Origin of the sequence: Phenylobacterium sp., from assembly GCF_965284355.1 — a bacterium.
Taxonomy (GTDB): Bacteria; Pseudomonadota; Alphaproteobacteria; order Caulobacterales; family Caulobacteraceae; genus Phenylobacterium.
The window spans coordinates 659238-680888 of the sequence record NZ_OZ260078.1 but is presented as its reverse complement, the minus strand read 5'-3'; the positions used below and the strand labels follow the sequence as shown (position 1 = coordinate 680888).

The 21651-nt window shown below is 67.1% G+C and carries 33 protein-coding genes; all 33 read left to right on the top strand.

The features are described 5' to 3' along the window. Positions 1 to 2: 2 nt before the first annotated feature. The 33 genes from rplB (at position 3) to ACQ66R_RS03290 (ending at position 21642) form a co-directional block, all read left to right on the top strand. Positions 3 to 839, top strand: coding sequence for a 50S ribosomal protein L2 (gene rplB / locus ACQ66R_RS03450; RefSeq protein WP_430419261.1), 837 nt, complete (start codon positions 3 to 5; stop codon positions 837 to 839). Positions 840 to 842: 3 nt separating this feature from the next. After that, complete coding sequence (gene rpsS, locus ACQ66R_RS03445) at positions 843 to 1121, top strand: 30S ribosomal protein S19 (protein WP_293364423.1); 279 nt, start codon at positions 843 to 845, stop codon at positions 1119 to 1121. A gap of 1 nt (position 1122) precedes the next feature. After that, positions 1123 to 1503, top strand: a complete 381-nt coding sequence (rplV, locus tag ACQ66R_RS03440) for a 50S ribosomal protein L22 (RefSeq protein ID WP_430419259.1) — start codon at positions 1123 to 1125, stop codon at positions 1501 to 1503. Continuing rightward, positions 1503 to 2258 carry a 30S ribosomal protein S3 gene (gene rpsC, locus ACQ66R_RS03435; protein WP_430419257.1) on the top strand — a complete coding sequence of 252 codons (756 nt, stop codon included), beginning with the start codon at positions 1503 to 1505 and terminating at the stop codon, positions 2256 to 2258. The genes rplV and rpsC overlap by 1 nt, the downstream gene beginning before the upstream one ends. A gap of 12 nt (positions 2259 to 2270) precedes the next feature. Continuing rightward, a complete protein-coding gene (gene rplP, locus ACQ66R_RS03430) occupies positions 2271 to 2699 on the top strand; it encodes a 50S ribosomal protein L16 (protein ID WP_293364420.1) in 429 nt (142 codons plus the stop codon). Further along, on the top strand, positions 2699 to 2893 hold the full coding sequence (gene rpmC, locus ACQ66R_RS03425) for a 50S ribosomal protein L29 (RefSeq protein ID WP_293364419.1): 195 nt from the start codon (positions 2699 to 2701) through the stop codon (positions 2891 to 2893). The genes rplP and rpmC overlap by 1 nt, the downstream gene beginning before the upstream one ends. Positions 2894 to 2906: 13 nt before the next feature. Next, positions 2907 to 3155 carry a 30S ribosomal protein S17 gene (rpsQ, locus tag ACQ66R_RS03420; protein WP_293364418.1) on the top strand — a complete coding sequence of 83 codons (249 nt, stop codon included), beginning with the start codon at positions 2907 to 2909 and terminating at the stop codon, positions 3153 to 3155. Between the two features lie 12 nt (positions 3156 to 3167). After that, positions 3168 to 3536, top strand: a complete 369-nt coding sequence (rplN, locus tag ACQ66R_RS03415) for a 50S ribosomal protein L14 (protein ID WP_111516382.1) — start codon at positions 3168 to 3170, stop codon at positions 3534 to 3536. Continuing rightward, positions 3536 to 3850, top strand: a complete 315-nt coding sequence (gene rplX, locus ACQ66R_RS03410; protein WP_430419254.1) for a 50S ribosomal protein L24 — start codon at positions 3536 to 3538, stop codon at positions 3848 to 3850. The genes rplN and rplX overlap by 1 nt, the downstream gene beginning before the upstream one ends. Continuing rightward, entirely contained in the window at positions 3843 to 4409 is a 567-nt protein-coding gene (gene rplE, locus ACQ66R_RS03405) for a 50S ribosomal protein L5 (protein WP_430419252.1), read from the top strand. Before rplX ends, rplE begins: the two co-directional genes overlap by 8 nt. 21 nt (positions 4410 to 4430) lie before the next feature. Next, positions 4431 to 4736, top strand: a complete 306-nt coding sequence (gene rpsN / locus ACQ66R_RS03400; protein ID WP_293364415.1) for a 30S ribosomal protein S14 — start codon at positions 4431 to 4433, stop codon at positions 4734 to 4736. Positions 4737 to 4746: 10 nt separating this feature from the next. After that, a complete protein-coding gene (gene rpsH, locus ACQ66R_RS03395; protein WP_293364414.1) occupies positions 4747 to 5142 on the top strand; it encodes a 30S ribosomal protein S8 in 396 nt (131 codons plus the stop codon). Between the two features lies 1 nt (position 5143). Beyond that, a complete protein-coding gene (rplF, locus tag ACQ66R_RS03390; protein WP_430419249.1) occupies positions 5144 to 5677 on the top strand; it encodes a 50S ribosomal protein L6 in 534 nt (177 codons plus the stop codon). A gap of 3 nt (positions 5678 to 5680) precedes the next feature. Next, positions 5681 to 6037 carry a 50S ribosomal protein L18 gene (gene rplR, locus ACQ66R_RS03385; protein WP_430419247.1) on the top strand — a complete coding sequence of 119 codons (357 nt, stop codon included), beginning with the start codon at positions 5681 to 5683 and terminating at the stop codon, positions 6035 to 6037. Positions 6038 to 6046: 9 nt separating this feature from the next. Next, entirely contained in the window at positions 6047 to 6640 is a 594-nt protein-coding gene (gene rpsE, locus ACQ66R_RS03380) for a 30S ribosomal protein S5 (RefSeq protein WP_293364411.1), read from the top strand. 4 nt (positions 6641 to 6644) lie between these two features. Next, positions 6645 to 6821, top strand: coding sequence for a 50S ribosomal protein L30 (gene rpmD / locus ACQ66R_RS03375; protein ID WP_293364410.1), 177 nt, complete (start codon positions 6645 to 6647; stop codon positions 6819 to 6821). Between the two features lie 134 nt (positions 6822 to 6955). Beyond that, complete coding sequence (gene rplO, locus ACQ66R_RS03370) at positions 6956 to 7441, top strand: 50S ribosomal protein L15 (protein ID WP_430419245.1); 486 nt, start codon at positions 6956 to 6958, stop codon at positions 7439 to 7441. Between the two features lie 84 nt (positions 7442 to 7525). Next, the gene (secY, locus tag ACQ66R_RS03365; RefSeq protein WP_430419243.1) at positions 7526 to 8872 is read left to right on the top strand and encodes a preprotein translocase subunit SecY; all 1347 of its coding nucleotides are present in this window, start codon (positions 7526 to 7528) and stop codon (positions 8870 to 8872) included. A 63-nt stretch (positions 8873 to 8935) separates the two neighbouring features. Further along, positions 8936 to 9505, top strand: coding sequence for an adenylate kinase (locus ACQ66R_RS03360; RefSeq protein ID WP_430419241.1), 570 nt, complete (start codon positions 8936 to 8938; stop codon positions 9503 to 9505). A gap of 322 nt (positions 9506 to 9827) precedes the next feature. Beyond that, on the top strand, positions 9828 to 10196 hold the full coding sequence (gene rpsM, locus ACQ66R_RS03355) for a 30S ribosomal protein S13 (RefSeq protein ID WP_430419239.1): 369 nt from the start codon (positions 9828 to 9830) through the stop codon (positions 10194 to 10196). Between the two features lie 12 nt (positions 10197 to 10208). After that, positions 10209 to 10598: a 30S ribosomal protein S11 gene (gene rpsK / locus ACQ66R_RS03350; RefSeq protein WP_293353380.1), complete on the top strand. Its 390-nt coding sequence runs from the start codon at positions 10209 to 10211 to the stop codon at positions 10596 to 10598. 73 nt (positions 10599 to 10671) lie between these two features. Further along, the gene (locus tag ACQ66R_RS03345) at positions 10672 to 11688 is read left to right on the top strand and encodes a DNA-directed RNA polymerase subunit alpha (protein ID WP_421935780.1); all 1017 of its coding nucleotides are present in this window, start codon (positions 10672 to 10674) and stop codon (positions 11686 to 11688) included. 239 nt (positions 11689 to 11927) lie between these two features. Continuing rightward, positions 11928 to 12347 carry a 50S ribosomal protein L17 gene (gene rplQ / locus ACQ66R_RS03340; RefSeq protein WP_293364404.1) on the top strand — a complete coding sequence of 140 codons (420 nt, stop codon included), beginning with the start codon at positions 11928 to 11930 and terminating at the stop codon, positions 12345 to 12347. Positions 12348 to 12468: 121 nt separating this feature from the next. After that, the gene (locus ACQ66R_RS03335; protein WP_430419237.1) at positions 12469 to 13680 is read left to right on the top strand and encodes an ectonucleotide pyrophosphatase/phosphodiesterase; all 1212 of its coding nucleotides are present in this window, start codon (positions 12469 to 12471) and stop codon (positions 13678 to 13680) included. Between the two features lie 46 nt (positions 13681 to 13726). Further along, positions 13727 to 14182, top strand: a complete 456-nt coding sequence (locus ACQ66R_RS03330) for a VOC family protein (protein ID WP_430419235.1) — start codon at positions 13727 to 13729, stop codon at positions 14180 to 14182. Continuing rightward, positions 14182 to 14556 carry a cupin domain-containing protein gene (locus ACQ66R_RS03325; protein ID WP_430419233.1) on the top strand — a complete coding sequence of 125 codons (375 nt, stop codon included), beginning with the start codon at positions 14182 to 14184 and terminating at the stop codon, positions 14554 to 14556. The genes ACQ66R_RS03330 and ACQ66R_RS03325 overlap by 1 nt, the downstream gene beginning before the upstream one ends. Further along, positions 14556 to 14888, top strand: coding sequence for an ArsR/SmtB family transcription factor (locus tag ACQ66R_RS03320; RefSeq protein ID WP_430419231.1), 333 nt, complete (start codon positions 14556 to 14558; stop codon positions 14886 to 14888). The genes ACQ66R_RS03325 and ACQ66R_RS03320 overlap by 1 nt, the downstream gene beginning before the upstream one ends. Beyond that, the gene (locus ACQ66R_RS03315) at positions 14885 to 15355 is read left to right on the top strand and encodes an SRPBCC family protein (RefSeq protein ID WP_430419229.1); all 471 of its coding nucleotides are present in this window, start codon (positions 14885 to 14887) and stop codon (positions 15353 to 15355) included. Before ACQ66R_RS03320 ends, ACQ66R_RS03315 begins: the two co-directional genes overlap by 4 nt. 24 nt (positions 15356 to 15379) lie before the next feature. Beyond that, positions 15380 to 16624 carry an MFS transporter gene (locus ACQ66R_RS03310; RefSeq protein WP_430419227.1) on the top strand — a complete coding sequence of 415 codons (1245 nt, stop codon included), beginning with the start codon at positions 15380 to 15382 and terminating at the stop codon, positions 16622 to 16624. A 77-nt stretch (positions 16625 to 16701) separates the two neighbouring features. Next, positions 16702 to 18099, top strand: coding sequence for a Do family serine endopeptidase (locus ACQ66R_RS03305; RefSeq protein WP_430419225.1), 1398 nt, complete (start codon positions 16702 to 16704; stop codon positions 18097 to 18099). Between the two features lie 104 nt (positions 18100 to 18203). After that, complete coding sequence (locus tag ACQ66R_RS03300; RefSeq protein WP_430419223.1) at positions 18204 to 19820, top strand: AbgT family transporter; 1617 nt, start codon at positions 18204 to 18206, stop codon at positions 19818 to 19820. 4 nt (positions 19821 to 19824) lie between these two features. Beyond that, positions 19825 to 21120: a replication-associated recombination protein A gene (locus ACQ66R_RS03295; RefSeq protein ID WP_430419221.1), complete on the top strand. Its 1296-nt coding sequence runs from the start codon at positions 19825 to 19827 to the stop codon at positions 21118 to 21120. Between the two features lie 75 nt (positions 21121 to 21195). Next, positions 21196 to 21642 (top strand): hypothetical protein, encoded by a 447-nt coding sequence (locus tag ACQ66R_RS03290; RefSeq protein WP_430419219.1) that lies wholly within the window; start codon positions 21196 to 21198, stop codon positions 21640 to 21642. Positions 21643 to 21651: the final 9 nt, after the last annotated feature.

Sequence of the window (21651 nt, the reverse complement as noted above, 5' to 3'; positions counted from 1 at the left end):
CGATGGCCTTGAAGCAATTCAATCCCACGTCGCCGGGCCGCCGTCAGCTGGTCCTGGTTGACAAGTCCGAGCTCCACAAGGGCCGCCCGGAGAAGACCCTCGTCGAGGGTCTGACCAAGTCGGGTGGTCGTGGCGGCAATGGCCGCGTCGCCGTTCGTTTCCGTGGCGGCGGCGCCAAGCGCCTCTACCGCGTGGTCGATTTCAAGCGCCGCAAGTTCGACGTTCCCGCGACCGTCGAGCGCATGGAATACGACCCGAACCGCTCGGCCTTCATCGCGCTGGTGAAGTACGCCGACGGCGAGCTCAGCTACATCCTGGCTCCGCAGCGCCTCAAGGCCGGTGACACTATCGTCGCCTCCGAGAAGGCCGACGTGAAGCCGGGCAACGCCATGCCGCTCCGCGGCATGCCGATCGGCACCATCATCCACAACGTGGAGATGAAGCCGGCCAAGGGCGGCCAGATCGCCCGCTCGGCCGGCGCGTACGCCCAGCTGGTCGGCCGTGACGCCGGTTATGCCCAGATCCGCCTGAATTCGGGCGAGCTGCGCATGGTGCCGGACGGCTGCATGGCCACGGTCGGTGCGGTGTCGAACCCGGACCACATGAACGAGAACCTCGGCAAGGCCGGTCGCGCCCGTCACAAAGGCCGCCGCCCGCACGTCCGCGGTGTCGCCATGAACCCGATCGACCACCCGCACGGCGGCGGCGAAGGCCGCACCTCGGGCGGCCGTCACCCGGTCACGCCCTGGGGCAAGCCCACGAAGGGCCGCAAGACCCGCAAGAACAAGGCGACGGATAAGTTCATCATCCGCTCGCGTCACGCTCGGAAGGCTCGCTAAGCCATGACCCGTTCCGTCTGGAAAGGCCCGTTCGTCGACGGGTATCTGCTGAAGAAGGCCGAAGGGCTGCAAGCCTCTGGCCGCAAGGACGTGATCAAGACCTGGTCGCGCCGCTCGACCATCATGCCCCAGTTCGTGGGCCTGACGTTCGGCGTGCACAACGGCCAGAAGCACGTCCCTGTGCTCATCTCGGAAGACATGGTCGGCATGAAGCTGGGCGAGTTCGCGCCCACCCGCTTCTTCCCCGGTCACGCGGCCGACAAGAAGGCCAAGAGGAAGTAAGATGAGCAAGCAAGCCAAGGCTCGCCGGTATACGGAGGCCGAAGCGGTGGCCAAGGTGCGGACGATCCGCATCAGCCCCCGCAAGCTGAACCTCGTCGCTCAGTCCATCCGTGGCCTGAAGGTGCAACGCGCCCTCAACGAGCTCGAGTTCAGCTCCAAGCGCATCGCCAACGACGTGCGCAAGGCGCTCTACTCGGCGATCTCCAACGCCGAGAACAACCACAACCTCGACATCGACTCGCTGGTCGTCGCCGAGGCCTACGTTGGCAAGAACCTCGTGATGAAGCGCTTCCACGCCCGCGCCCGCGGTCGTGCGTCGCGTGTCGAGAAGCCGTTCAGCGAGATCACCATCGTGGTCCGCGAAGTGGGTGAGGCCGCCTGATGGGTCACAAAGTCAATCCGGTCGGGCTTCGCCTCGGCATCAACCGCACCTGGGACAGCCGTTGGTTCGCCGACGGCGCCGAGTACGGCCGTCTGCTGCACGAAGACATCAAGGTGCGCCGTCAGCTGAAGAAGCGCCTGTACCAGGCCGGCGTCTCGCGGATCATCATCGAGCGTCCGCACAAGAAGTGCCGCATCACCATCTATGCCGCGCGCCCCGGCGTGATCATCGGCAAGAAGGGCGCGGACATCGACAAGCTGCGCAAGGACATCGCCGCCATGACGGACGGCGAGATCCACCTGAACATCGTCGAAATCCGCAAGCCGGAAACCGACGCCCAGCTGGTGGCCGAGAATATCGCCCAGCAGCTTGAGCGCCGGGTCGCGTTCCGCCGCGCCATGAAGCGGTCGCTGCAGAGCGGCATGCGTCTGGGCGCCAAGGGCATGCGCATCGAGGTTTCGGGTCGTCTCGGCGGCGCGGAAATCGCCCGGGCCGAGTCCTATCAGGAAGGCCGCGTGCCGCGTCACACCCTCCGGGCCGATATCGACTACGGCATCACCGAGGCGAAGACCACGTACGGCATCATTGGCGTGAAGGTCTGGGTCTTCAAGGGCGAGGTCCTCGACCACGACCCGATGGCCCTCGACAAGCGCCTCGCCAGCGAAAGCGGCCCGGCAGGTGAGGGTGGCGGTCGTGACCGCGACCGTCCGGACCGCGGCCCCCGTCGCGATCGCCGCGAACCGGCGAACGCCTAAGGATCCGAAGAGATGCTGTCTCCGAAGAAAACCAAGTACCGCAAGCAGTTCAAGGGCCGCATCCACGGCCTGGCGAAGGGCGGCTTCACGCTGAACTTCGGCTCGTATGGCCTGAAGTCGGTCGAGCCTGAGCGGATCACCGCGCGTCAGATCGAGGCGGCCCGCCGCGCGATCACGCGTCAGATGAAGCGTCAGGGCCGGGTGTGGATCCGGATCTACCCCGACGTTCCGGTCACCGGTAAGCCGGCCGAAGTGCGGATGGGTAAGGGCAAGGGCTCGGTCGAGTTCTGGGCCGCCCGCGTGCATCCCGGCCGGATCATGTTCGAAATCGACGGCGTGCCGGACGATGTCGCCCGTGAAGCCCTGCGCCTCGGCGCGGCGAAGCTTCCGGTCAAGACGCGCATCGTGACCCGCATCGACGCGCCGGTGGAGCACGCCTGATGAAGATCGAAGACGTCCGGGGCCTGACCCCCGATCAACTGGCCGAGCAGCTCGTCTCGCTGAAGAAGGAGCAGTTCAACCTGCGCTTCCAGAAGGCGACCGGCCAGATCGAGAAGACCCATCGCGTGGACGCGGTGCGCAAGGATATCGCGCGCATCAAGACCGTTCTGCGCGCGAAGCAGGCCCAGGCCTGAGGAGCATAGACAGATGCCGAAGCGAATTCTCGAAGGCGTTGTCGTCTCCGACAAGGGCGACAAGACGGTCGTGGTGAAGGTCGAACGGACCTTCCTGCACCCGGTGCTGAAGAAGACCGTCCGCCGGTCGAAGAAGTACCACGCCCACGACGAAGCCAACGCCTGCAAGGCTGGCGAGATCGTCCGCATTATCGAATGCGCGCCGAAGTCGAAGACGAAAACCTGGGAAGTGCTGCCTGCCGGCGGCGCGGCCCAAGCGTAAGGATCGAAAACAATGATCCAGATGCAAACTAACCTGGACGTCGCCGACAATTCCGGCGCCCGCCGGGTCATGTGCATCAAGGTGCTGGGCGGCGCGAAGCGTCGTTACGCCAGCGTCGGTGACAAGATCGTCGTCTCCGTCAAGGAAGCGATCCCGCGCGGCCGGGTGAAGAAGGGCGATGTGCTGCAAGCCATCGTCGTTCGGACCAGCCAGGCCATTAAGCGCAAGGACGGTTCGGTCATCCGCTTCGACAAGAACGCGGCGGTGATCGTGAACAAGCAATCCGAGCCGATCGGCACGCGGATCTTTGGCCCGGTTCCCCGCGAACTGCGCGCGAAGAACCACATGAAGATCATTTCGCTCGCGCCCGAGGTGCTGTGATGGCCGCGAAGATCAAGAAGGGGGACCGCGTCGTGGTCCTCGCCGGGAAGGACAAGGGCCGTCAAGGAGCCGTCCTGAAGGTTCTGCCCAAGGACGAACGCGTCGTCGTGGAAGGCCTGAACATGGTTCAGCGCCACACCCGCCCGACCCAGCTCGACCCGCAAGGCGGCATCAAGAACAAGGAAGCGTCGATCCACCTGTCGAACGTGGCCATCGTCGACTCGAAGGGCAATCCGACCCGCGTCGGTTTCAAGATCGAGGGCGACAAGAAGGTCCGTATCGCCAAGACGACGGGCGAGGTGATCAATGGCTGATCAAGCTTACGAACCGCGGCTCAAGTCTGAGTACCGCTCGCGCATCCGTGGGAAGCTGAAGGAAAAGTTCGGCTACACCAACGAGATGCAGATCCCGAAGCTCGAGAAGATCGTGATCAACATGGGCGTGGGCGAAGCTGTCGCCGACTCCAAGAAGATCAACTCGGCGATGGCTGACCTGGCGAAGATCGCCGGGCAGAAGCCGGTGGCCACGAAGGCCCGCACGTCGATCGCCGGCTTCAAGCTGCGCGAAGGCATGACGGTCGGCTGCAAGGTCACCCTGCGCAAGGATCAGATGTACGAGTTCCTCGACCGTCTGATCACCATCGCGCTGCCGCGCGTGAAGGACTTCCGGGGCCTGAAGCCCACGTCCTTCGACGGCCGCGGCAACTACGCCATGGGTCTGAAGGAGCACATCGTGTTCCCGGAGATCAACTACGACCAGATCGACCAGATCTGGGGCATGGACATCATCGTCACCACGACTGCGAAGACCGACGACGAAGCGCGTGAGCTTCTTCGGGAATTCCAGTTCCCGTTCGTCCAAGCGCAAGCTTAAGCGGCGGGAAGGAACAGACACATGGCCAAGAAAAGCGCTGTCAACCGCAACGAACGAGTCAAGAAGCTCGTCAAGCAGCACGCCGCCAAGCGCGTCGCGCTGAAGGCGATCGCCAATGACGAAAGCCTGCCGCTGGAGGAGCGTTTCGACGCCCGCCTGAAGCTGGCTGAGCTGCCGCGCAACTCGTCCCCGGTCCGCATCCGTAACCGGTGCGAAGTCACGGGCCGTCCGCGCGGCTACTACCGCAAGCTGAAGATGAGCCGGATCTCTCTGCGCGACCTCGGGTCCGCAGGCCTGATCCCCGGTCTCGTCAAGTCGAGCTGGTAAGGGGGATCTCATGGTCAACGACCCCATCGGCGATCTGATCGCCCGTATCAAAAACGCCGCCATGCGCGGCCGGTCCAAGCTGATGGCGCCTGCATCCAAGATGCGCGCCCGTCTGCTGGATGTGCTTCTCGATGAAGGCTACATCCGCGGCTACCACCTGGTGGAAAAGCCCGGCGCCTTCCCCGAGTTCGAGATCGAGCTGAAGTACTTTGACGGCGCTCCCGTCATCGTCGAGATCAGCCGCGTCTCCAAGCCGGGCCGTCGCGTCTATTCGTCGATCAAGGACCTGAAGCCCGTGAAGAACGGCCTCGGGATCTCGATCCTGTCGACGCCCAAGGGCGTCATGTCGGACACCGCGGCCCGTGAGGCCAACGTGGGCGGCGAAGTCCTCTGCCGGGTCTACTAAGATGTCGCGCATCGGAAAGAAGGCGGTCGCCATCCCCAGTGGGGTTACGGTGACCATCGAAGGCCAGACGGTCACGGTGAAGGGCCCCAAGGGTCAGCTCGCCTGGACCGTGGCCGAAGAGATCGAGGTCAAGCAGGAAGGCGGAGAGCTCACGCTCGCCAAGCGCCAGGAAACCCAGCGCGCGCAAGCGATGTGGGGTCTTTCCCGGACGCTGGTCGCCAACATGGTCCAGGGCGTGACCCAGGGCTATGAGCAGACCCTCGAACTGGTCGGCGTCGGCTATCGCGCGGCGATGAAGGGCCAGGCGCTCTCCATGCAGCTGGGCTTCAGCCACGACGTGGACATCCCGCCGCCGTCGGGCATCACGTTCGCCGTGCCGAAGCAGACCGAGATCAAGATCTCGGGCATCGACAAGCAGATGGTCGGTGAAATCGCCGCCCGGATCCGCCGCATCCGTCCGCCGGAGCCCTACAAGGGCAAGGGCGTGCGCTATCAGGGCGAGACGGTCCGGCGCAAGGAAGGCAAGAAGAAGTAAGCCATGGCCCTTTCTCCCCGTGACTCCACCCTTCGCCGCGCGCGTCGCGTCCGCAACCACCTCAAGAAGGTGGCCAACGGTCGTCCGCGCCTGTCGATCTTCCGCTCGGCCAAGAACATCTACGCCCAGGTCATCGATGATGAGAACGGCGTGACCCTGGCCGCGGCCTCCTCGCTGGAAGGCGAGAAGAAGGCCAAGGGCTCGGACAAGGACGCCGCCGCCAAGGTGGGCGCTCTCGTGGCCCAGCGCGCGATCGAAAAGGGCGTCAAGGCGGTCGTGTTCGACCGCGGTGGCTACCTGTACCATGGCCGGGTGAAAGCCCTGGCCGACGCCGCGCGCGAAGCCGGCCTGGATTTCTAAGGAACGATCATGGCTCGCAGAGACGAACAGCGTGGCGATCGTCGCAACCGCTCGAACGAAGAAGAGCGCGACAGCGAAATCGTCGAGAAGCTGGTGCACATCAACCGCGTCGCCGCCACCGTAAAGGGTGGCCGTCGCTTCTCGTTCGCCGCCCTGATGGTGGTCGGTGATCAGAAGGGCCGCGTGGGCTTCGGTCATGGCAAGGCGCGTGAAGTGCCGGAAGCCATCCGCAAGGCGACCGAAGAAGCCAAGAAGTCGATGATCCGCGTTCCGCTGCGCGAATCCCGCACCCTGCACCACGACGGCAACGGCCGCTGGGGCGCGGGCAAGGTGATGGTGCGCGCGGCGCCTCCCGGCACCGGCGTCATCGCCGGCGGCCCGATGCGTGCGGTGCTCGAGACCCTGGGTGTCCAGGACGTCGTCGGCAAGTCGGTCGGCTCGTCCAACCCCTACAACATGGTGCGCGCGACGTTCGAAGCGCTGAAGGCCCAGTCCTCGCCCCGCCAGGTTGCGGCCAAGCGCGGCAAGAAGGTCTCGGACGTGATCGGCCGCCGCGCCGACGGCGCCTCGGCTCAGGCCGCGGCCGCGGATGCGGAAGGTTAAGCACATGGCCAAAGTCAAAGTTCGCCAGACCGCCAGCCCGATCCGCCGCAAGAGCGACCAGCGCGCCACGCTCGTGGGCCTGGGCCTCAACCGTGTGGGTCGCGTCTCCGAGCTCGAGGACACCCCCTCGGTGCGCGGCATGATCGCCAAGGTCCATCACCTCGTTGAGGTGGTGGAATAGCCATCGGCTTCGTGCCATAGGCACGAAACTGCAGGGCGAGGCGCGAGCCTCGCCCATCGGCGTTTCTAGCGCCGACCACATCCACGCCGAGTCGGAGGTTTCCTCCGGCGCCAGATCTCCAAGGAGAGGCACATATGACGAAGCTCAACGAACTCAGCCCGCGCGAAGGCTCCACCAAGGGGCGCATGCGCGTCGGCCGCGGCCCGGGCTCGGGCAAGGGCAAGACCGCCGGTCGCGGCGTGAAGGGCCAGAAGGCGCGCTCGGGCGTGTCGATCTACGGCTTTGAAGGCGGCCAGATGCCGCTGCACATGCGCATGCCGAAGCGCGGCTTCAATTCGCGCAACAAGAAGGACTTCGCCGAGGTGAACCTGTGGCGCATCGAGCAGGCGGTCGCCGCCGGCAAGCTCGACGCCAAGGGAGCCATCGATGCTGAAGCGCTGATCAAGGCCGGCGTCATCCGCCGCGTGAAGGACGGCGTGAAGCTGCTGGGCGAGGGCGAGCTGAAGACCAAGCTCAACCTGACCGTCTACGCCGCCACCGCCTCGGCCCGCGCGGCCGTGGAAAAGGCCGGCGGCTCCCTGACGACGACCAAGCCGGAAGCTGCCGCCGCCGAGGCTTAAAGCGCGGACTGTGACGCAGCCGCTCTCGCTTCTGGGGGCGGCGCGTCCTATCTGAGCACGACTACGAGTCAGGGGATTTGCTGAATGGCTTCGGCCGCAGAACAGCTCGCCGCAAACATGAACTTCGAAGCCTTCTCGAAGGCGACGGAGCTTCACAAGCGCATCTGGTTCACGCTCTGGGCGCTGATCGTCTATCGCCTGGGCACCTACATCCCGATCCCGGGGATCGACGCCGCCCAGTTCCAGGCCGCTTTCCAGAGCCAGGCCGGCGGCATTCTGGGCATGTTCAACATGTTCTCGGGCGGCGCCGTCGAGCGGATGGCCGTCTTCGCCCTGAACGTGATGCCGTACATCTCGGCGTCGATCATCGTGCAGCTCCTGGGGACGGTGTATCCGCCGTGGGAGAAGCTGCGGAAGGAAGGCGGCGAGGCGGGGCGCAAAACGCTCAACCAGTATACCCGCTACCTGACCGTGGCCCTGGCCATCGTGCAGTCGTTCTTCATCGCGACCGGCATGGTTCAGACCCCGAACCTCATCGACATCAATCCCGTCTTCTTCGTCATCTCGACCGTCGTGACGCTGACCGGCGGCACCATGTTCCTGATGTGGCTGGGCGAGCAGATCACCAGCCGTGGCGTGGGCAACGGCATTTCGCTGCTGATCTTCGCCGGCATCGTGGCGGTGCTGCCGCAGTCGCTGCTGCAGATGTTCGAGCAGGCGCGCGTCGGGTCGATGAACGCCGGCACCCTGATCCTGATCATCCTGCTGGTGGTGGGCGTGACCGTCGCCATCGTGTTCATGGAGCGCTCGCAGCGCCGTCTGCTGGTGCAGTATCCCAAGCGCCAGGTGGGTAACCGCATGTTCGGCGGCGACACCTCGTTCCTGCCGCTGAAGATCAACACCTCGGGGGTGATCCCGCCGATCTTCGCCAGCTCGCTGCTGCTGCTGCCGGCCACGGCCATGGCGGCGTTCGCGACGGCGGATCTGCCGGACTGGCTGTCGTGGCTGCCCTACGCCACCGGCCAGCTCCAGCACGGCCAGCCGCTGTTCATGCTGCTGTACGGCGGCCTGATCGTCTTCTTCTGCTTCTTCTACACCTCGGTCGTGTTCAACCCCGAGGACACCGCGGAAAACCTGCGCAAGTACGGCGGCTTCCTGCCGGGCATCCGCCCGGGCAAGCGGACGGCCGAGTACCTGGACTTCGTGCTGACCCGCCTGACGGTGATCGGCGCCGGCTACATCGCTCTGGTGTGCCTGCTGCCCGAAGGCCTGATGCGCTTCACCGGGACGCAGTTCTACATGGGCGGCACGTCGCTGCTGATCGTGGTCAGCGTCACCATGGACACGGTGGCCCAGATCCAGTCGCACCTGCTGGCGCACCAGTACGAAGGGCTGATCAAGAAGTCGAAGCTGCGGGGCGGTCGGCGCTAGCCGCCTGCTCGGCTGACCTGGGGGGACGGCGCCAACAAAGAGCGCCGCGTAAGGGGACCTGCGATGAATCTGATTCTGTTCGGACCGCCGGCGGCGGGCAAGGGCACCCAGGCCAAGCGCCTGGTCGAGACCCGAAACATGGTCCAGCTGTCGACCGGCGACATGTTGCGCGCCGCGATCGCGTCGGGCTCCGAGCTGGGCAAGCGCGTCGAAGGCATCATGCAGCGCGGCGAGCTGGTCTCGGACGAGATCGTCATCGAGCTGATCGAGAGCCGCCTGCCCGAGGCCGAGGCGTCGGGGGGCGCTATCTTCGACGGCTTCCCGCGCACGATCCCGCAGGCGGAGGCCCTGGACAAAATGCTGGCCGGTCGCGGCCGCCAGATCGACCTGGTCCTGCGCCTCAAGGTCGACGACGAAGCGTTGAAGAAGCGCATCGCCGGCCGCTTCGCCGAGTCGGGCCGCCCGGACGACAACCCGGAAAGCTTCGTGATCCGGCTGAACGCCTACAACACCCAGACCGCCCCGCTGCTCCCGTACTACGAGGGCCAGGGCAAGCTGGTGGAAGTGGACGGCATGGGCGCGATCGACGTCGTGGCCGCCGGCATCGACCAGGCGCTCGACGCGAAGCGGTAGCGCCTGATTCCCAGGCAGGGGAGGGGCGTCTAAGCGTCCCGGGGTGCGCGGTCCGTTGCGCAGAGGGCTCGACCGTGCTTTCCTTTCGCCATCGCTGGCCTCGCTCGGCGATCCCAATGTCTCGCGCGGATGTGTTCATCCCTTCCGCGCGCAGCAATTCGTTCACATTTCCGCGTTTCCGGCATTGACGCGGGTATAGCGATCCATATAACGAAGCGCTTCCGCGAAAGAGCGCGAAAGACGCGCCGGCCTATGCCTATGGCAGTGAGGGGCCGGGGCGCCTTCTGTGCTTCTGTCGTGTGATCCTAGGAGAATACCTCACGTGGCCCGTATCGCTGGCGTCAACATCCCCACCAACAAGCGCGTGATCATCGCGCTGCAGTACATCCATGGCATCGGGCAGGCGAAGGCCGCCGAGATCGTCAAGAAGGTCGGCATCGAGGACGCGCGTCGCGTCAACCAGCTGACCGACCAGGAAGTGCTGCAGATCCGCGAGACGATCGACCGCGACTATCTGGTCGAAGGCGACCTGCGTCGCGAGACCGCGGTCAACATCAAGCGCCTGATGGACCTGGCCTGCTATCGCGGCCTGCGTCACCGCAAGGGGCTGCCGGTCCGCGGCCAGCGCACGCACACCAACGCCCGCACCCGCAAGGGCCCGGCCAAGCCGATCGCCGGCAAGAAGAAGTAAGAGAGCTAGTCGATGGCCAAGGAACCGGCGCGCGTCAAACGTCGCGAGCGTAAGAACATTACTTCGGGCGTGGCGCACGTGAACGCCTCGTTCAACAACACGATGATTACCATCACCGACGCGCAGGGGAACACGATCTCCTGGTCGAGCGCGGGTCTGATGGGCTTCAAGGGTTCGCGTAAGTCGACGCCCTACGCCGCTCAGATGGCGGCGGAAGACGCCGGCCGTAAAGCCGCCGAACACGGCGTGCGTACGCTGGAAGTCAACGTCTCGGGCCCCGGCTCGGGTCGTGAGTCCGCGCTCCGCGCCCTGCAGGCGGTCGGTATGACGATCACCACCATCCGGGATGTGACCCCCATCCCGCACAACGGCTGCCGCCCGCCCAAGCGCCGGCGCGTCTAGCCGTTAGAGCTACAATTCCCTGACGCCGGCCGTGGATTTACGGCCGGCGATCCTGCGTTTTCGAGGGACACACGTGATCGAACGAAACTGGAATGAACTAATCCGTCCCGAGAAGCCGCAAATCGAGACCGGCGCCGACGCCAGCCGCAAGGCGCGTCTGGTGGCTGAGCCGCTCGAACGCGGGTTCGGCGTGACCCTGGGCAACAGCCTGCGTCGCGTGCTTCTCTCCTCTCTGCAAGGCGCGGCGGTGACCGCGGTGCAGATCGACGGCGTCGTCCACGAGTTCTCCTCGCTGGAAGGCGTGCGCGAAGACGTTGTCGACATCGTCCTCAACATCAAGGCGCTCGCGCTGCGCATGCACGCCGAAGGCCCGAAGCGCATGACGCTCCGCGCCACCGGCCCTGGCCCGGTGACCGCCGGCCAGATCGAAGCCCCGTCGGACATCGAGATCCTGAACCCCGACCACGTGCTGTGCACGCTGGACGAGGGCGCCAACGTGCGCATGGAATTCACGGTCCAGACCGGCAAGGGCTATGTCGCCGCCGAGATGAACCGTCCCGAGGACGCCCCGATCGGCCTGATCGCCGTCGACGCCCTCTACTCGCCGGTCAAGCGCGTCGCGTTCCGCGTCGAGCCCACCCGCCAGGGTCAGTCGCTCGACTACGACAAGCTGATCATGGAAGTGGAAACCAACAGCGCCATCAGCCCTGTTGACGCCGTGGCCTACGCCGCGCGCATCCTCCAGGACCAGCTGCAGATCTTCATCACCTTCGAAGAGCCGAAGAAGAAGGTCGAAGGCGAGGCCAAGCCGGAACTGCCGTTCAACCCGGCGCTGCTGAAGAAGGTGGACGAGCTCGAGCTCTCCGTCCGTTCGGCCAACTGCCTGAAGAACGACAACATCGTCTACATCGGCGACCTGATCCAGAAGACCGAGGCGGAGATGCTCCGCACCCCGAACTTCGGCCGCAAGTCGCTGAACGAGATCAAGGAAGTTCTGGCCGGGATGGGGCTCCACCTCGGCATGGACGTGCCGAACTGGCCGCCCGAGAACATCGAAGAGCTCGCGAAGAAGTTCGAAGACCAGATGTAGGACGCCCCGGGATTCGCCTGGCGGGTCCTGGATCTGAAACAAGGAGCATGTGCTCCACGCGCCAATTCCGGGCTGCCTCCTTCGGGAGGCGGTCTGGGCCCGTTGAAGCCGCAACCGCGGTGGAGGGCCCCGGCGCTTCGCAGTGACCCAGGCGGGGACGGGCTGGGACTTGGTTAGGCAGGACGGCTTCCAGGAGATCGGGAGCGTCCGGTGGGTCCAGGTGACCCGGGAGATACGAGATGCGTCACGGCAAAGCCCACCGCAAACTGGGGCGCACCAGCGCCCACCGCACGGCCATGTTCGCCAACATGTCCGCCAGCCTGATCAAGCACGAGCAGATCGTCACGACGCTGCCGAAGGCGAAGGAACTGCGTCCCTTCGTCGAGAAGCTGGTGACCCTGGCCAAGCGCGGCGACCTGCACGCCCGCCGTCAGGCAATCAGCCAGGTCCGCGACGTCGAGCAGGTCGGCAAGCTGTTCGGCGTGCTGGGCCCGCGCTACGCCACCCGCAACGGCGGCTACATCCGCGTCCTGAAGGCCGGCTACCGTCACGGCGACAACGCCGCGATGGCGGTGATCGAATTCGTCGACCGCGATCCAGCCGAAAAGGGCAAGGACTCGGGCCCTACCGCGGAAGGCATGTTCGGCTCGGACGAATAGTCCGATCTGACACCAAGGTTCTGAAGAGCCCCGGAAGCGCCGCTTCCGGGGCTCTTTGCATTAGGGCCGTGAGACGTCTCCCCCCGGTGAAGCTGTCGCACGGCGACGGTAGGGTGGCGGCATGCGTCGCTGCTTGATCCTGCTCTTCGCCCTGTTGCTCACGGCCTGCGCCACGTCGGCGCCGCGGCCGGCCAGCCGGCCGCTCGTGATCCTGATCTCCATCGACGGCTACCGCGCCGACTACCTGGACCGCGGCGGCTCGCCTGTCCTTGCCCAGCTGGCGAAGACCGGCGCGCGCGGCATGATGCGGCCGTCGTTTCCCTCGAAGACCTTCCCCAACCACTACACCCTGGTCACGGGGCTGCGGCCCGACCGGCATGGGATCGTGGAGAACAACATTGAGGACCCGGAGATTCCCGGCGTCACGTTCAGGATGTCGAACGTGCCGGCGGTGCAGGACGCGCGCTGGTGGGATCAGGGCGAGCCGATATGGGTGACGGCCGAGCGGGCGGGGATCGTGGCGGGCGCCCAGTTCTGGCCGGGATCAGAGGCGGCGGTGCGCGGCGTGCGGCCCAGCTACTGGCGGCGTTTCGATCAATCGGTCCCGCCCGAGGCCCGCGTTGACCAGGTGCTAGGGTGGCTCGACCTGCCGAGGGCGCAACGGCCGGGGCTGGTGGCGCTGTACTTTGACGACGTGGACACCGCCGGCCACGACTACGGCCCCGACAGCGCCGAGCTCAATGCCGCGGTCGCCCGCGTGGATGGCGCGTTGGGACGGCTGACGGCCGGTCTGAAGGCGAGGGGGATCGTCGCGAACGTCATCGTGGTGGCGGATCACGGGATGGCGCCGATGTCTACGGCGCGCGAGGTGTTCCTCGACGACGTCGCGCCACGGGAGGCTTTCCGGGTGCTCGCGGGCGGGGCGTTTGTGACCCTCTACCCGGAGAAGGGCCGCGAGGCTGAGCTCGACCGCGCGCTCATCCGGCCGCATGAGCACTTCCAGTGCTGGCGCAAGGCCGAGATTCCGGCGCGCTTCCACTACGGCAAGAATCCGCGCGTCGCGCCCTACGTCTGCCTGCCGGAGACAGGGTGGCGACTGAGCACGCGGGACTACAAGCCGTCGAAGCCCGAGCGCGGCGCCCATGGGTTCGATCCCGACAGCCCGGCGATGGCGGCGATCTTCGTGGCGAATGGGCCGGGCATCCGGACGGGCGTGATGTTGGCGCCGTTCGACAACGTCAGCGTCTATCCGATGCTGGCGAAGCTGCTGGGCGTCGCCCCGGAGGAGAACGACGGCGACCTCCGGCAGGTCGCGGACGCCTTGACGAGATAATTGCGATATGCGTTAAATATTGCAGAAATAAAGAAGGGAGCCGCCCGTGAGCGATTGGCGTGCGCCGCTGATGTCGGCAGTCTGTTACCGCGACCCCAAAGCGGCCCTGACGTTCCTGGAGGCAGCGTTCGGCTTCGAGCTGGCCATGTTGATCGAGGACGACCAGGGAGCCCTGGTTCACTCGGAAATGCGGTTCGGAAACGCCGCCATCATGATCGGCCACGAATGGTCCGAGGACCACAAGAGCCCGTCGTCGCTCGGCGGTAAGAACACCCAGACCGTCCACATCCAGATCGACAGCGACGTGGACGCCCACTGCGCCCGCGCGCGCTCCGCGGGCTTCGAGATCCTGATGGAGCCGGCGACCCAGTTCTATGGCGACCGAACCTACCGCGCCCGCGACCCCGAGGGCCACATCTGGACCGTGGCCCAGAACGTCCAGGCGGTGACGCGCGAGGAGGCCGAGGTCGTCAGCGGCCTGAAGATCACGGGCTGGATTTGATGCCGCGGCTCGATCTGGAACACACCTACCTCACCCTGGACGGCAGGGGCGGCCTGAACGTCCACGCCGTCGAGGGCTTCTGGGAGACCGTCGACACCAACCCCGGCGCGCTCGACACGCTGGTCTCGGCCTATGTCAGCGAAACCGACTGGCCGAATTGGGAGATGCACCCCGGCGGCGACGAGGCGCTGGTGCTGATCGACGGCGGCATGACCCTGATCCTGGACGAGCCGGGCGGGGAGCGGCGGGTGGAGATGGCGCCGGGCGCCACCTGCATCGTGCCGAAGGGGGTCTGGCACCGGGCGCTGGTCCCGCAGCCCAGCCGCTTCATCGCCATCACCTATGGGCCCGGTACGACCCACAGGCCGCTGTGATGGCCGCTGCCGTAGCTCTGGACCAGACCCTGGCCGCCCTGGCCGATCCGCACCGCCGTCGCGTCGTCGACCTGCTGGCGGAGCGTCCGCGCGCGGCGGGCGAGCTGGCGCGGGAGCTGGAGATCTCGGCGCCGGCGATGAGCCGCCATCTGCGGACCCTGCGGGCCAGCGGACTGGTCGAGGAGAGCCATCCCGAGTTCGACGCACGCGTCCGAATCTATGCCCTGAGGCCCGAACCAATGGTCCACCTGCTGCGCTGGCTGGAAGAGAGCGAACGGCTGTGGAGCGCCCAGCTGCTCGCGTTCAAGGCCCACATCGAGAAGGGCGCATGACGTCCAAGGTCTATGTGGCGCTGCGCGTGAAGGCCTCTCCCCAGAGGGCGTTCGAGGTGTTCACGCAGGAGATCGGCGCCTGGTGGCGGCCCAGCGCGCTGTTCCAGACCACCCCGCGTGCGCCGGGCGTGATGGCGATCGAGCCGGGCGAGGGCGGGCGCTTCACCGAGACGCTGGCCAACGGCAAGGTGTTCGAGATCGGCCGGGTGCTGATCTGGGAGCCGCCCGGGCGGCTGGTGTTGTCCTGGCGCCAGGCGAACTTCCCGCCGGACATGCACACCGAGGTCGAGGTGTCGTTCGAGGCCGTCGGCGACGAGACGCGGGTCAGCGTCGAGCACCGCGGCTTCCACCAGGCGCCCGCCGACAGCGCCGCCCGCCATGGCTTCCCCAACGCCCTGCTGCTCACCAAACTCGCCGAGTACTGGCAGGCGCAACTGCGCGCGATCCGCGATACGGTCACGCCATGAGATTCCGACTGGAGCGCCTGCCCCGTGAGTGATCCGACGACAGCAGCCGCCGGCCGCCGCGCCAGCTTCGGCTTCATCTTCGCGCTGGCGGTGATGAACTCGGTGTCGTTCGGCATCATGATCCCGATCCTTCCCAACCTGATCAAGGCGCTGGCGGGGGGCGACACCGCCGCGGCGTCGGAGTGGAACGTGGTCTTCGCCACTTCGTGGGGGATCATGCAGTTCTTCTGCGGTCCCCTGCTGGGCATGCTCTCGGATCGGTTCGGCCGCCGGCCGGTGCTGTTGCTGTCGCTGCTGGGGCTGGGGGTCGATTTCCTGTTCATGGCGTTTGCGCCGACGCTGTGGTGGCTCTTGCTGGGGCGCCTCTTGAACGGGGCGACGGCGGCCAGTTTCTCGACCGCCAACGCCTATCTGGCCGACGTCACCGCGCCGCAGGATCGAGCCAAGGTGTTCGGCTGGATGGGCTCGGCCTTTTCGTTCGGCTTCCTGATCGGACCGGTTCTCGGCGGCCTGTTGGGCGGCGACGACCTGCGGCTGCCCTTCCTGGCGGCGGCGGCGCTGACCTTCGTCAACTTCCTGTACGGCCTCTTCGTGCTGCCTGAGTCGCTGCCGCCCGAGCGGCGGGCCAAGGCCTATGACTGGAAACGCGCCAATCCGCTGGGGTCGCTGCGCCTGCTGCGCTCGCGCCTGGGCCTGCTGCCGCTGGCGGGCGTGGGCTTCCTGTTCCAGTTCGCCCACATCGTGCTGCCGACGATCTTCGTCCTGTACACCGCCCATCGCTACGGCTGGTCGATCCAGTTCCAGGGCGTGATGTTCTTCCTGACCGGCGCCCTGGGCATCGTGGTGCAGATGGTGCTGGTGGGCGCCACCGTGAAGCGGCTGGGCGAGCGCCGGACGCTGCTGATCGGGTTGCTGGCCGGGGCCGGGGGCTTCTTCTGGTACGGTTGGGCTCCGGTCGGCTGGGCCTATCTGCTGGGCACGCCGCTGTTCGCGCTGTCGGGCTTCATCATGCCCGGCCTGCAAGGGCTGATGACCCGCAAGGTCGAGCCGCACGAGCAGGGTCAGCTGCAGGGCGCGACGCAGAGCCTGAACGGCATCGCCGCCATGATGGGCCCGGCGCTGTTCGGACTGGTCTACGCGTGGTCGCTGCGAGGCCAGCACCCGGAAGGCCTGGCCATCTGGCTGGCGGGAAGCCTGCTGCTCGCAGCCTTCGTGCTGGCGTTCGCCGCCGCGCGCCAGTCGACGCCGGCCGCGGCGCCGGCGGAGTAACGTCACCGACCGGCGCCTTCGCCATGATTGCGCCGGAAACCGGTGTAGCGTGCGCTCGGTCCTGAACCGGAGAATTCATGCGCGCCGTCCGCGTCCTCACCATCGCTTGCCTCATCGCCGTGGCCGGCCACGCGCAGGCCCAGCAATCCACCTTCGCCGAGACCAGCCGTGCGACGCCGTCCAGCGCCATGGCCATGAAGATGTCGTTCGCGCCGGTCGTGCAGCGGACCGCCCCGGCCGTCGTCAACATCTCGGCCAAGCGTGTGGTGCGCCAGCAGGTGGACCCATTCTGGTCGCTCTTCGGCCTGGGCGTGCCGCAGGCGCGGGTGTCGGCCTCGCTCGGCTCGGGCGTGATCGTGCGCGCCGACGGCGTCATCGTGACCAACAACCACGTGGTGGAGGGTGGCCAGGAGATCATCGTGGGCCTATCCGATCGCCGCGAGTTTCCGGCCCGGATCCTTCTGGCCGACGCGCGCACGGACCTGGCGATCCTGAAGATCGATCTGCCGGCCGGCGAGCGCCTGCCCATGCTGGCCATCGACGACAGCGGCGACGCCCAGGTGGGCGACCTGGTGCTGGCCATCGGCGATCCCTTCCACGTCGGCCAGACGGTGACCAACGGCATCATCTCGGCCCTGGACCGCACGGGCGGCGAGGGCGGGCTGGCCTACATTCAGACCGACGCGGCCATCAATCCCGGCAACTCGGGCGGCGCCCTGGTCGACATGGACGGCGAGCTGATCGGCGTGAACAGCTTCATCCTCTCGCGCTCGGGCTCGTCGTCTGGGATCGGCTTTGCGATTCCGGCGCCCGTCGTGCGCCGCGCGGTCGAAACCGCCGTGGGCGGCGGCCGTGCGGTCGTGCGGCCCTGGCTGGGCGCCCGCACCCAGAGCGTCGATTCCGAGGCGGCCCGCAGCCTGGGCCTGGACCGGCCGCAGGGCGCGCTGATCGCCGACCTCTTCCCCGGCGGTCCCGCCGCGCGGGCGGGCCTGCGTCAGGGCGACGTGGTGCTGCAGGCTGATGGACGGCCGGTGGTGGACGCCGCCGCGCTGAACTACCTGATCCAGACCCGCCGGCCGGGCGAGACCATCCCGCTGACGGTGCGCCGGGGAGACCGCGACTTGGCGCTGACCCTCCGCGCCGAGCCGCCGCCCGCGACGCCCGCCCGCGACGAGCGCAAGCTGGCCGGCCGGCATCCGTTCGACGGCGCGACCGTGGTCAATCTCTCGCCGGCGGTGGCCGACGAGCTGGGCCTGGATATCTTTGCCGGCCCGGGCGTGCTGGTGACCCAGATCGACGGCGCGGGCCTGGCGCGCAACATCGGCCTGCAACGCGGCGACATCATCCGCGCGGTGAACGGCCAGAGGATCGAAGCCGTCCGGGATCTCGCCGCCGCCGTCCAGGCCCCCCAGCGCGCCTGGCAGGTGACGATCCTGCGCAATGGCCGCGAGGTGACGGCGACCTTCCGCGGATAGGCTGCGCCTCAAGCCTGCGCAAACGACGGCCAGGGTCAGTGGAACTGGTCTGGCCGTCGCCACTGCGGTGGGGCAATCGCGCGCGGTCGTGCTAGGTGGACGACATGGACAATGCCGACCCAAAGTCAGCGCCCGCCCCGGCGAAGGGGTTTCTCGGCGCCGTCGAGCGCCTCGGGAACATGCTGCCCGACCCGGTGATCATCTTCGTCTGGCTGATTGCGGCGTTGATGGTGTTGTCCGCGGTGGGCGCAGCGGCGGGATGGCAGGCGTCTTTGGCCTATCCCGGGGACGAGGCGCCGCAGTTCGGCGTGCTCGTGGATGGGCGCCTGAGCTTCCATGCCCATTCCCTGTTCTCGGAGGAGAACATGGCGAGGCTGCTCACCGAGATGCCGCGGACCCTGTCGAGCTTCGCACCGCTGGGGCAGGTGCTGGTCATCATGCTGGGCGCCGCGATCGCCGAGCGAACCGGCCTGCTGAGCGCGTTGATCCGCAGCAGCCTGCGCAACGCGCCCCGTGCGCTGCTTACGCCCACGGTGGCGCTGATCGGCATGGTGTCCCACCATGCGTCGGACGCGGCCTACGTGGTGTTCATCCCGCTGGCCGGGCTGCTCTACGCGGCGGTTGGGCGCCACCCCATGGTGGGCATCGCCGCGGCCTTCGCGGCGGTCTCGGGCGGCTTCGTCGGTAACATCACACCCGGGCAGACCGATATTCTGCTCTTCGGCTTCACCCAGGAGGCGGCCAGGATCATCGACCCGGCCTGGGTGATGAACCCGCTCGGCAACTGGTGGTTCATCCTGGCGGCGGTGTTCGTGTTCACGCCGATCATCTGGTTTGTGACCGACCGCATCGTCGAGCCGCGCATGGCCGCCTGGGGCGGGGATGCGGATGAAGACCTGAAGGCGGAGCTGGCCCGCGCGGCTGTCACCGATGCAGAGCGGCGAGGGCTGCGCTGGGCCGGCTTTGCTGCGCTTGCGGTGGTGGCCGCTTTCGCGGCGCTGGCCCTTTGGCCCGGATACACGCCGCTGATCGACGAGTCGAAGACCGGTCCGGCCCAACTCCAGCCCTTCTACAGCGCGCTGATCGCGGGCTTCATGCTGTTGTTCATGGCGAGCGGGATCGCGTTCGGGCGCGGCGCCGGCGTGATCAGGACGGCGTCGGACGTCGTTGAGCAGATGGTCGGGGGCGTGCGCGCGATCGCGCCCTACGTGGTGTTCGTGTTCTTCGCGGCGCACTTCGTGGCGATGTTCAACTGGTCGCGGCTGGGGCCCATCGCGGCGATCAACGGCGCCGAGGCCTTGAAGGCCTTGGCGCTGCCCGCACCGCTGTTGCTGGTGAGCGTGCAGGCCTTCTCGTCGGTGCTGGACCTGTTCATCGGCTCGGCGTCCGCCAAGTGGAGCGCGATGGCGCCAGTGGTGGTGCCGATGTTCATGCTGCTGGGCATCTCGCCCGAGATGACGACGGCGGCCTACCGTATGGGCGACAGCTATACCAACATCATGACGCCCCTGATGTCGTACTTCCCGCTGGTGCTGGCTTTCTGTCGCCGGTGGGACAAGAGCGTGGGCGTGGGATCCCTGCTGGCGCTGATGCTGCCCTATGCGCTCTGCTTCATGGCCGCGGGGATCAGTATGACCCTGGTCTGGGCTGCGCTCGACTTGCCTCTGGGGCCGCACGCGGGGGTGCACTACGTCGGCCCCGGCGCCCTGACGGGGCCCTAAGCCGATGGCCGACCTCTTCGAAGCCGCGGGGCTGACGCCGCAGCAGCCGTCGCCGCTGGCCGATCGCCTGCGTCCGCAGACGCTTGCCGAGGTGGTGGGCCAGGACCACCTGTTGGGGCCCGAAGGCCCCATCGGGCGGATGGCCGAGGCGAAGCGACTCAGCTCGATGATCCTCTGGGGTCCGCCGGGAACGGGGAAGACCACCATCGCGCGCCTGCTGGCGAAGGCGGCGGGGTATGAGTTCCAGCAGCTGTCGGCGGTGTTCTCGGGCGTGGCCGACCTGAAGAAGGCCTTCGAGCAGGCGCGCGCGCGGCGCCTCGCCGGCCAGGCCACCCTGCTGTTCGTCGACGAGATCCACCGCTTCAACCGCGCCCAGCAGGACGGCTTCCTGCCGTTCGTGGAGGAGGGGATCGTCACCCTGGTCGGCGCGACCACCGAGAACCCCTCGTTCGAACTGAACGGAGCCTTGCTGTCGCGCAGCCAGGTGTTCGTGCTGAAGCGCCTGGACGACGAGGCGCTGGAGCAGCTGCTCGCCAAGGCCGAGGCGCATGAGGGGCGCAAGCTGCCGCTGGAGCCCGAGGCGCGCGCCGCCCTGACCGCCCTGGCGGACGGGGATGGGCGCTACCTGCTGACGCTCTCCGAGACCCTGTTCAACATCGCCTCGGCCAAACCGCTGACGACCAAGGAGCTGGGGCAGATCCTGCAGAAGCGGAGTCCCGCCTACGACAAGGATCGCGAGGAGCACTACAACCTCATCTCGGCGCTGCATAAGTCGATCCGCGGCTCGGACCCGGACGCGGCGCTCTACTGGCTGGCGCGCATGCTGACGGGCGGCGAAGACCCGCTGTTCGTGGCCCGCCGCCTGATCCGCGCGGCGGCCGAGGACATCGGCGAGGCCGATCCGATGAGCCTCGTGCTCGCGAACGCGGCCAAGGACACCTACGACTTCCTGGGCTCGCCGGAGGGTGAGATCGCGCTGGCGCAACTGGTGGTGCACCTGGCGTGCGCGCCCAAGTCGAACGCCGTCTACAAGGCCTTCGGCGCGGCGATGAAGGCGGCCAAGGAGACCGGCTCGCTGATGCCGCCGTCGCACATCCTGAACGCGCCGACCCGGCTGATGAAGGACCTGGGCTACGGCAAGGGCTATCAGTACGACCACGACGCCGCCGAAGGCTTCTCGGGCCAGAACTACTTCCCGGACGGGATGGAACGCCGCCAGTTCTACCAGCCGCGCGGCGAGGGGAACGAAGCGCGCATCAAGGATCGCCTTGAGCGATGGGCGGCGCTGCGCAAGGGCTGAACGGCATCGGGAGACCGTTGTTCGCTGGTATCCCGCAGCCTACGCTCTCCCAACAACGTCTTTGGGGAGGGCATGATGACCACGACAACGACGGAAACGACGCCGCGGGCGACCCCCTGGTGGTTCTGGGTCGTGGCGGGCGTGAGCCTGCTGTGGAACGCGTTTGGCGGGTTCGACTACACGATGAGCCACGTCCAGGGCGAAGCCTACATGCGTTCGGCCGGCATGACGGAGCCGCAGCTCGCCTTCATGGTGGCCTATCCGACCTGGATGCATGCGGTGTGGGCCGTGGGAGTCTGGGGCTCGGTGGCGGGGTCGCTGCTCCTGCTCGCGCGATCGCGGTGGGCGATGCACGCGTTTGCGCTTTCGACGCTGGGGGCCGCGGGGTCGTTGATCCACACCGCGACCGCGCCCGGCGGAGAGGTCATGGGCGGACTCGCTTTTCCGATCGTCATCGTCGTCATTTGCATCGCGCTGGCCGGGTTCGCTTGGGCGATGACGAAGCGGGGCGTGCTCCGCTAGAAGGGCGCG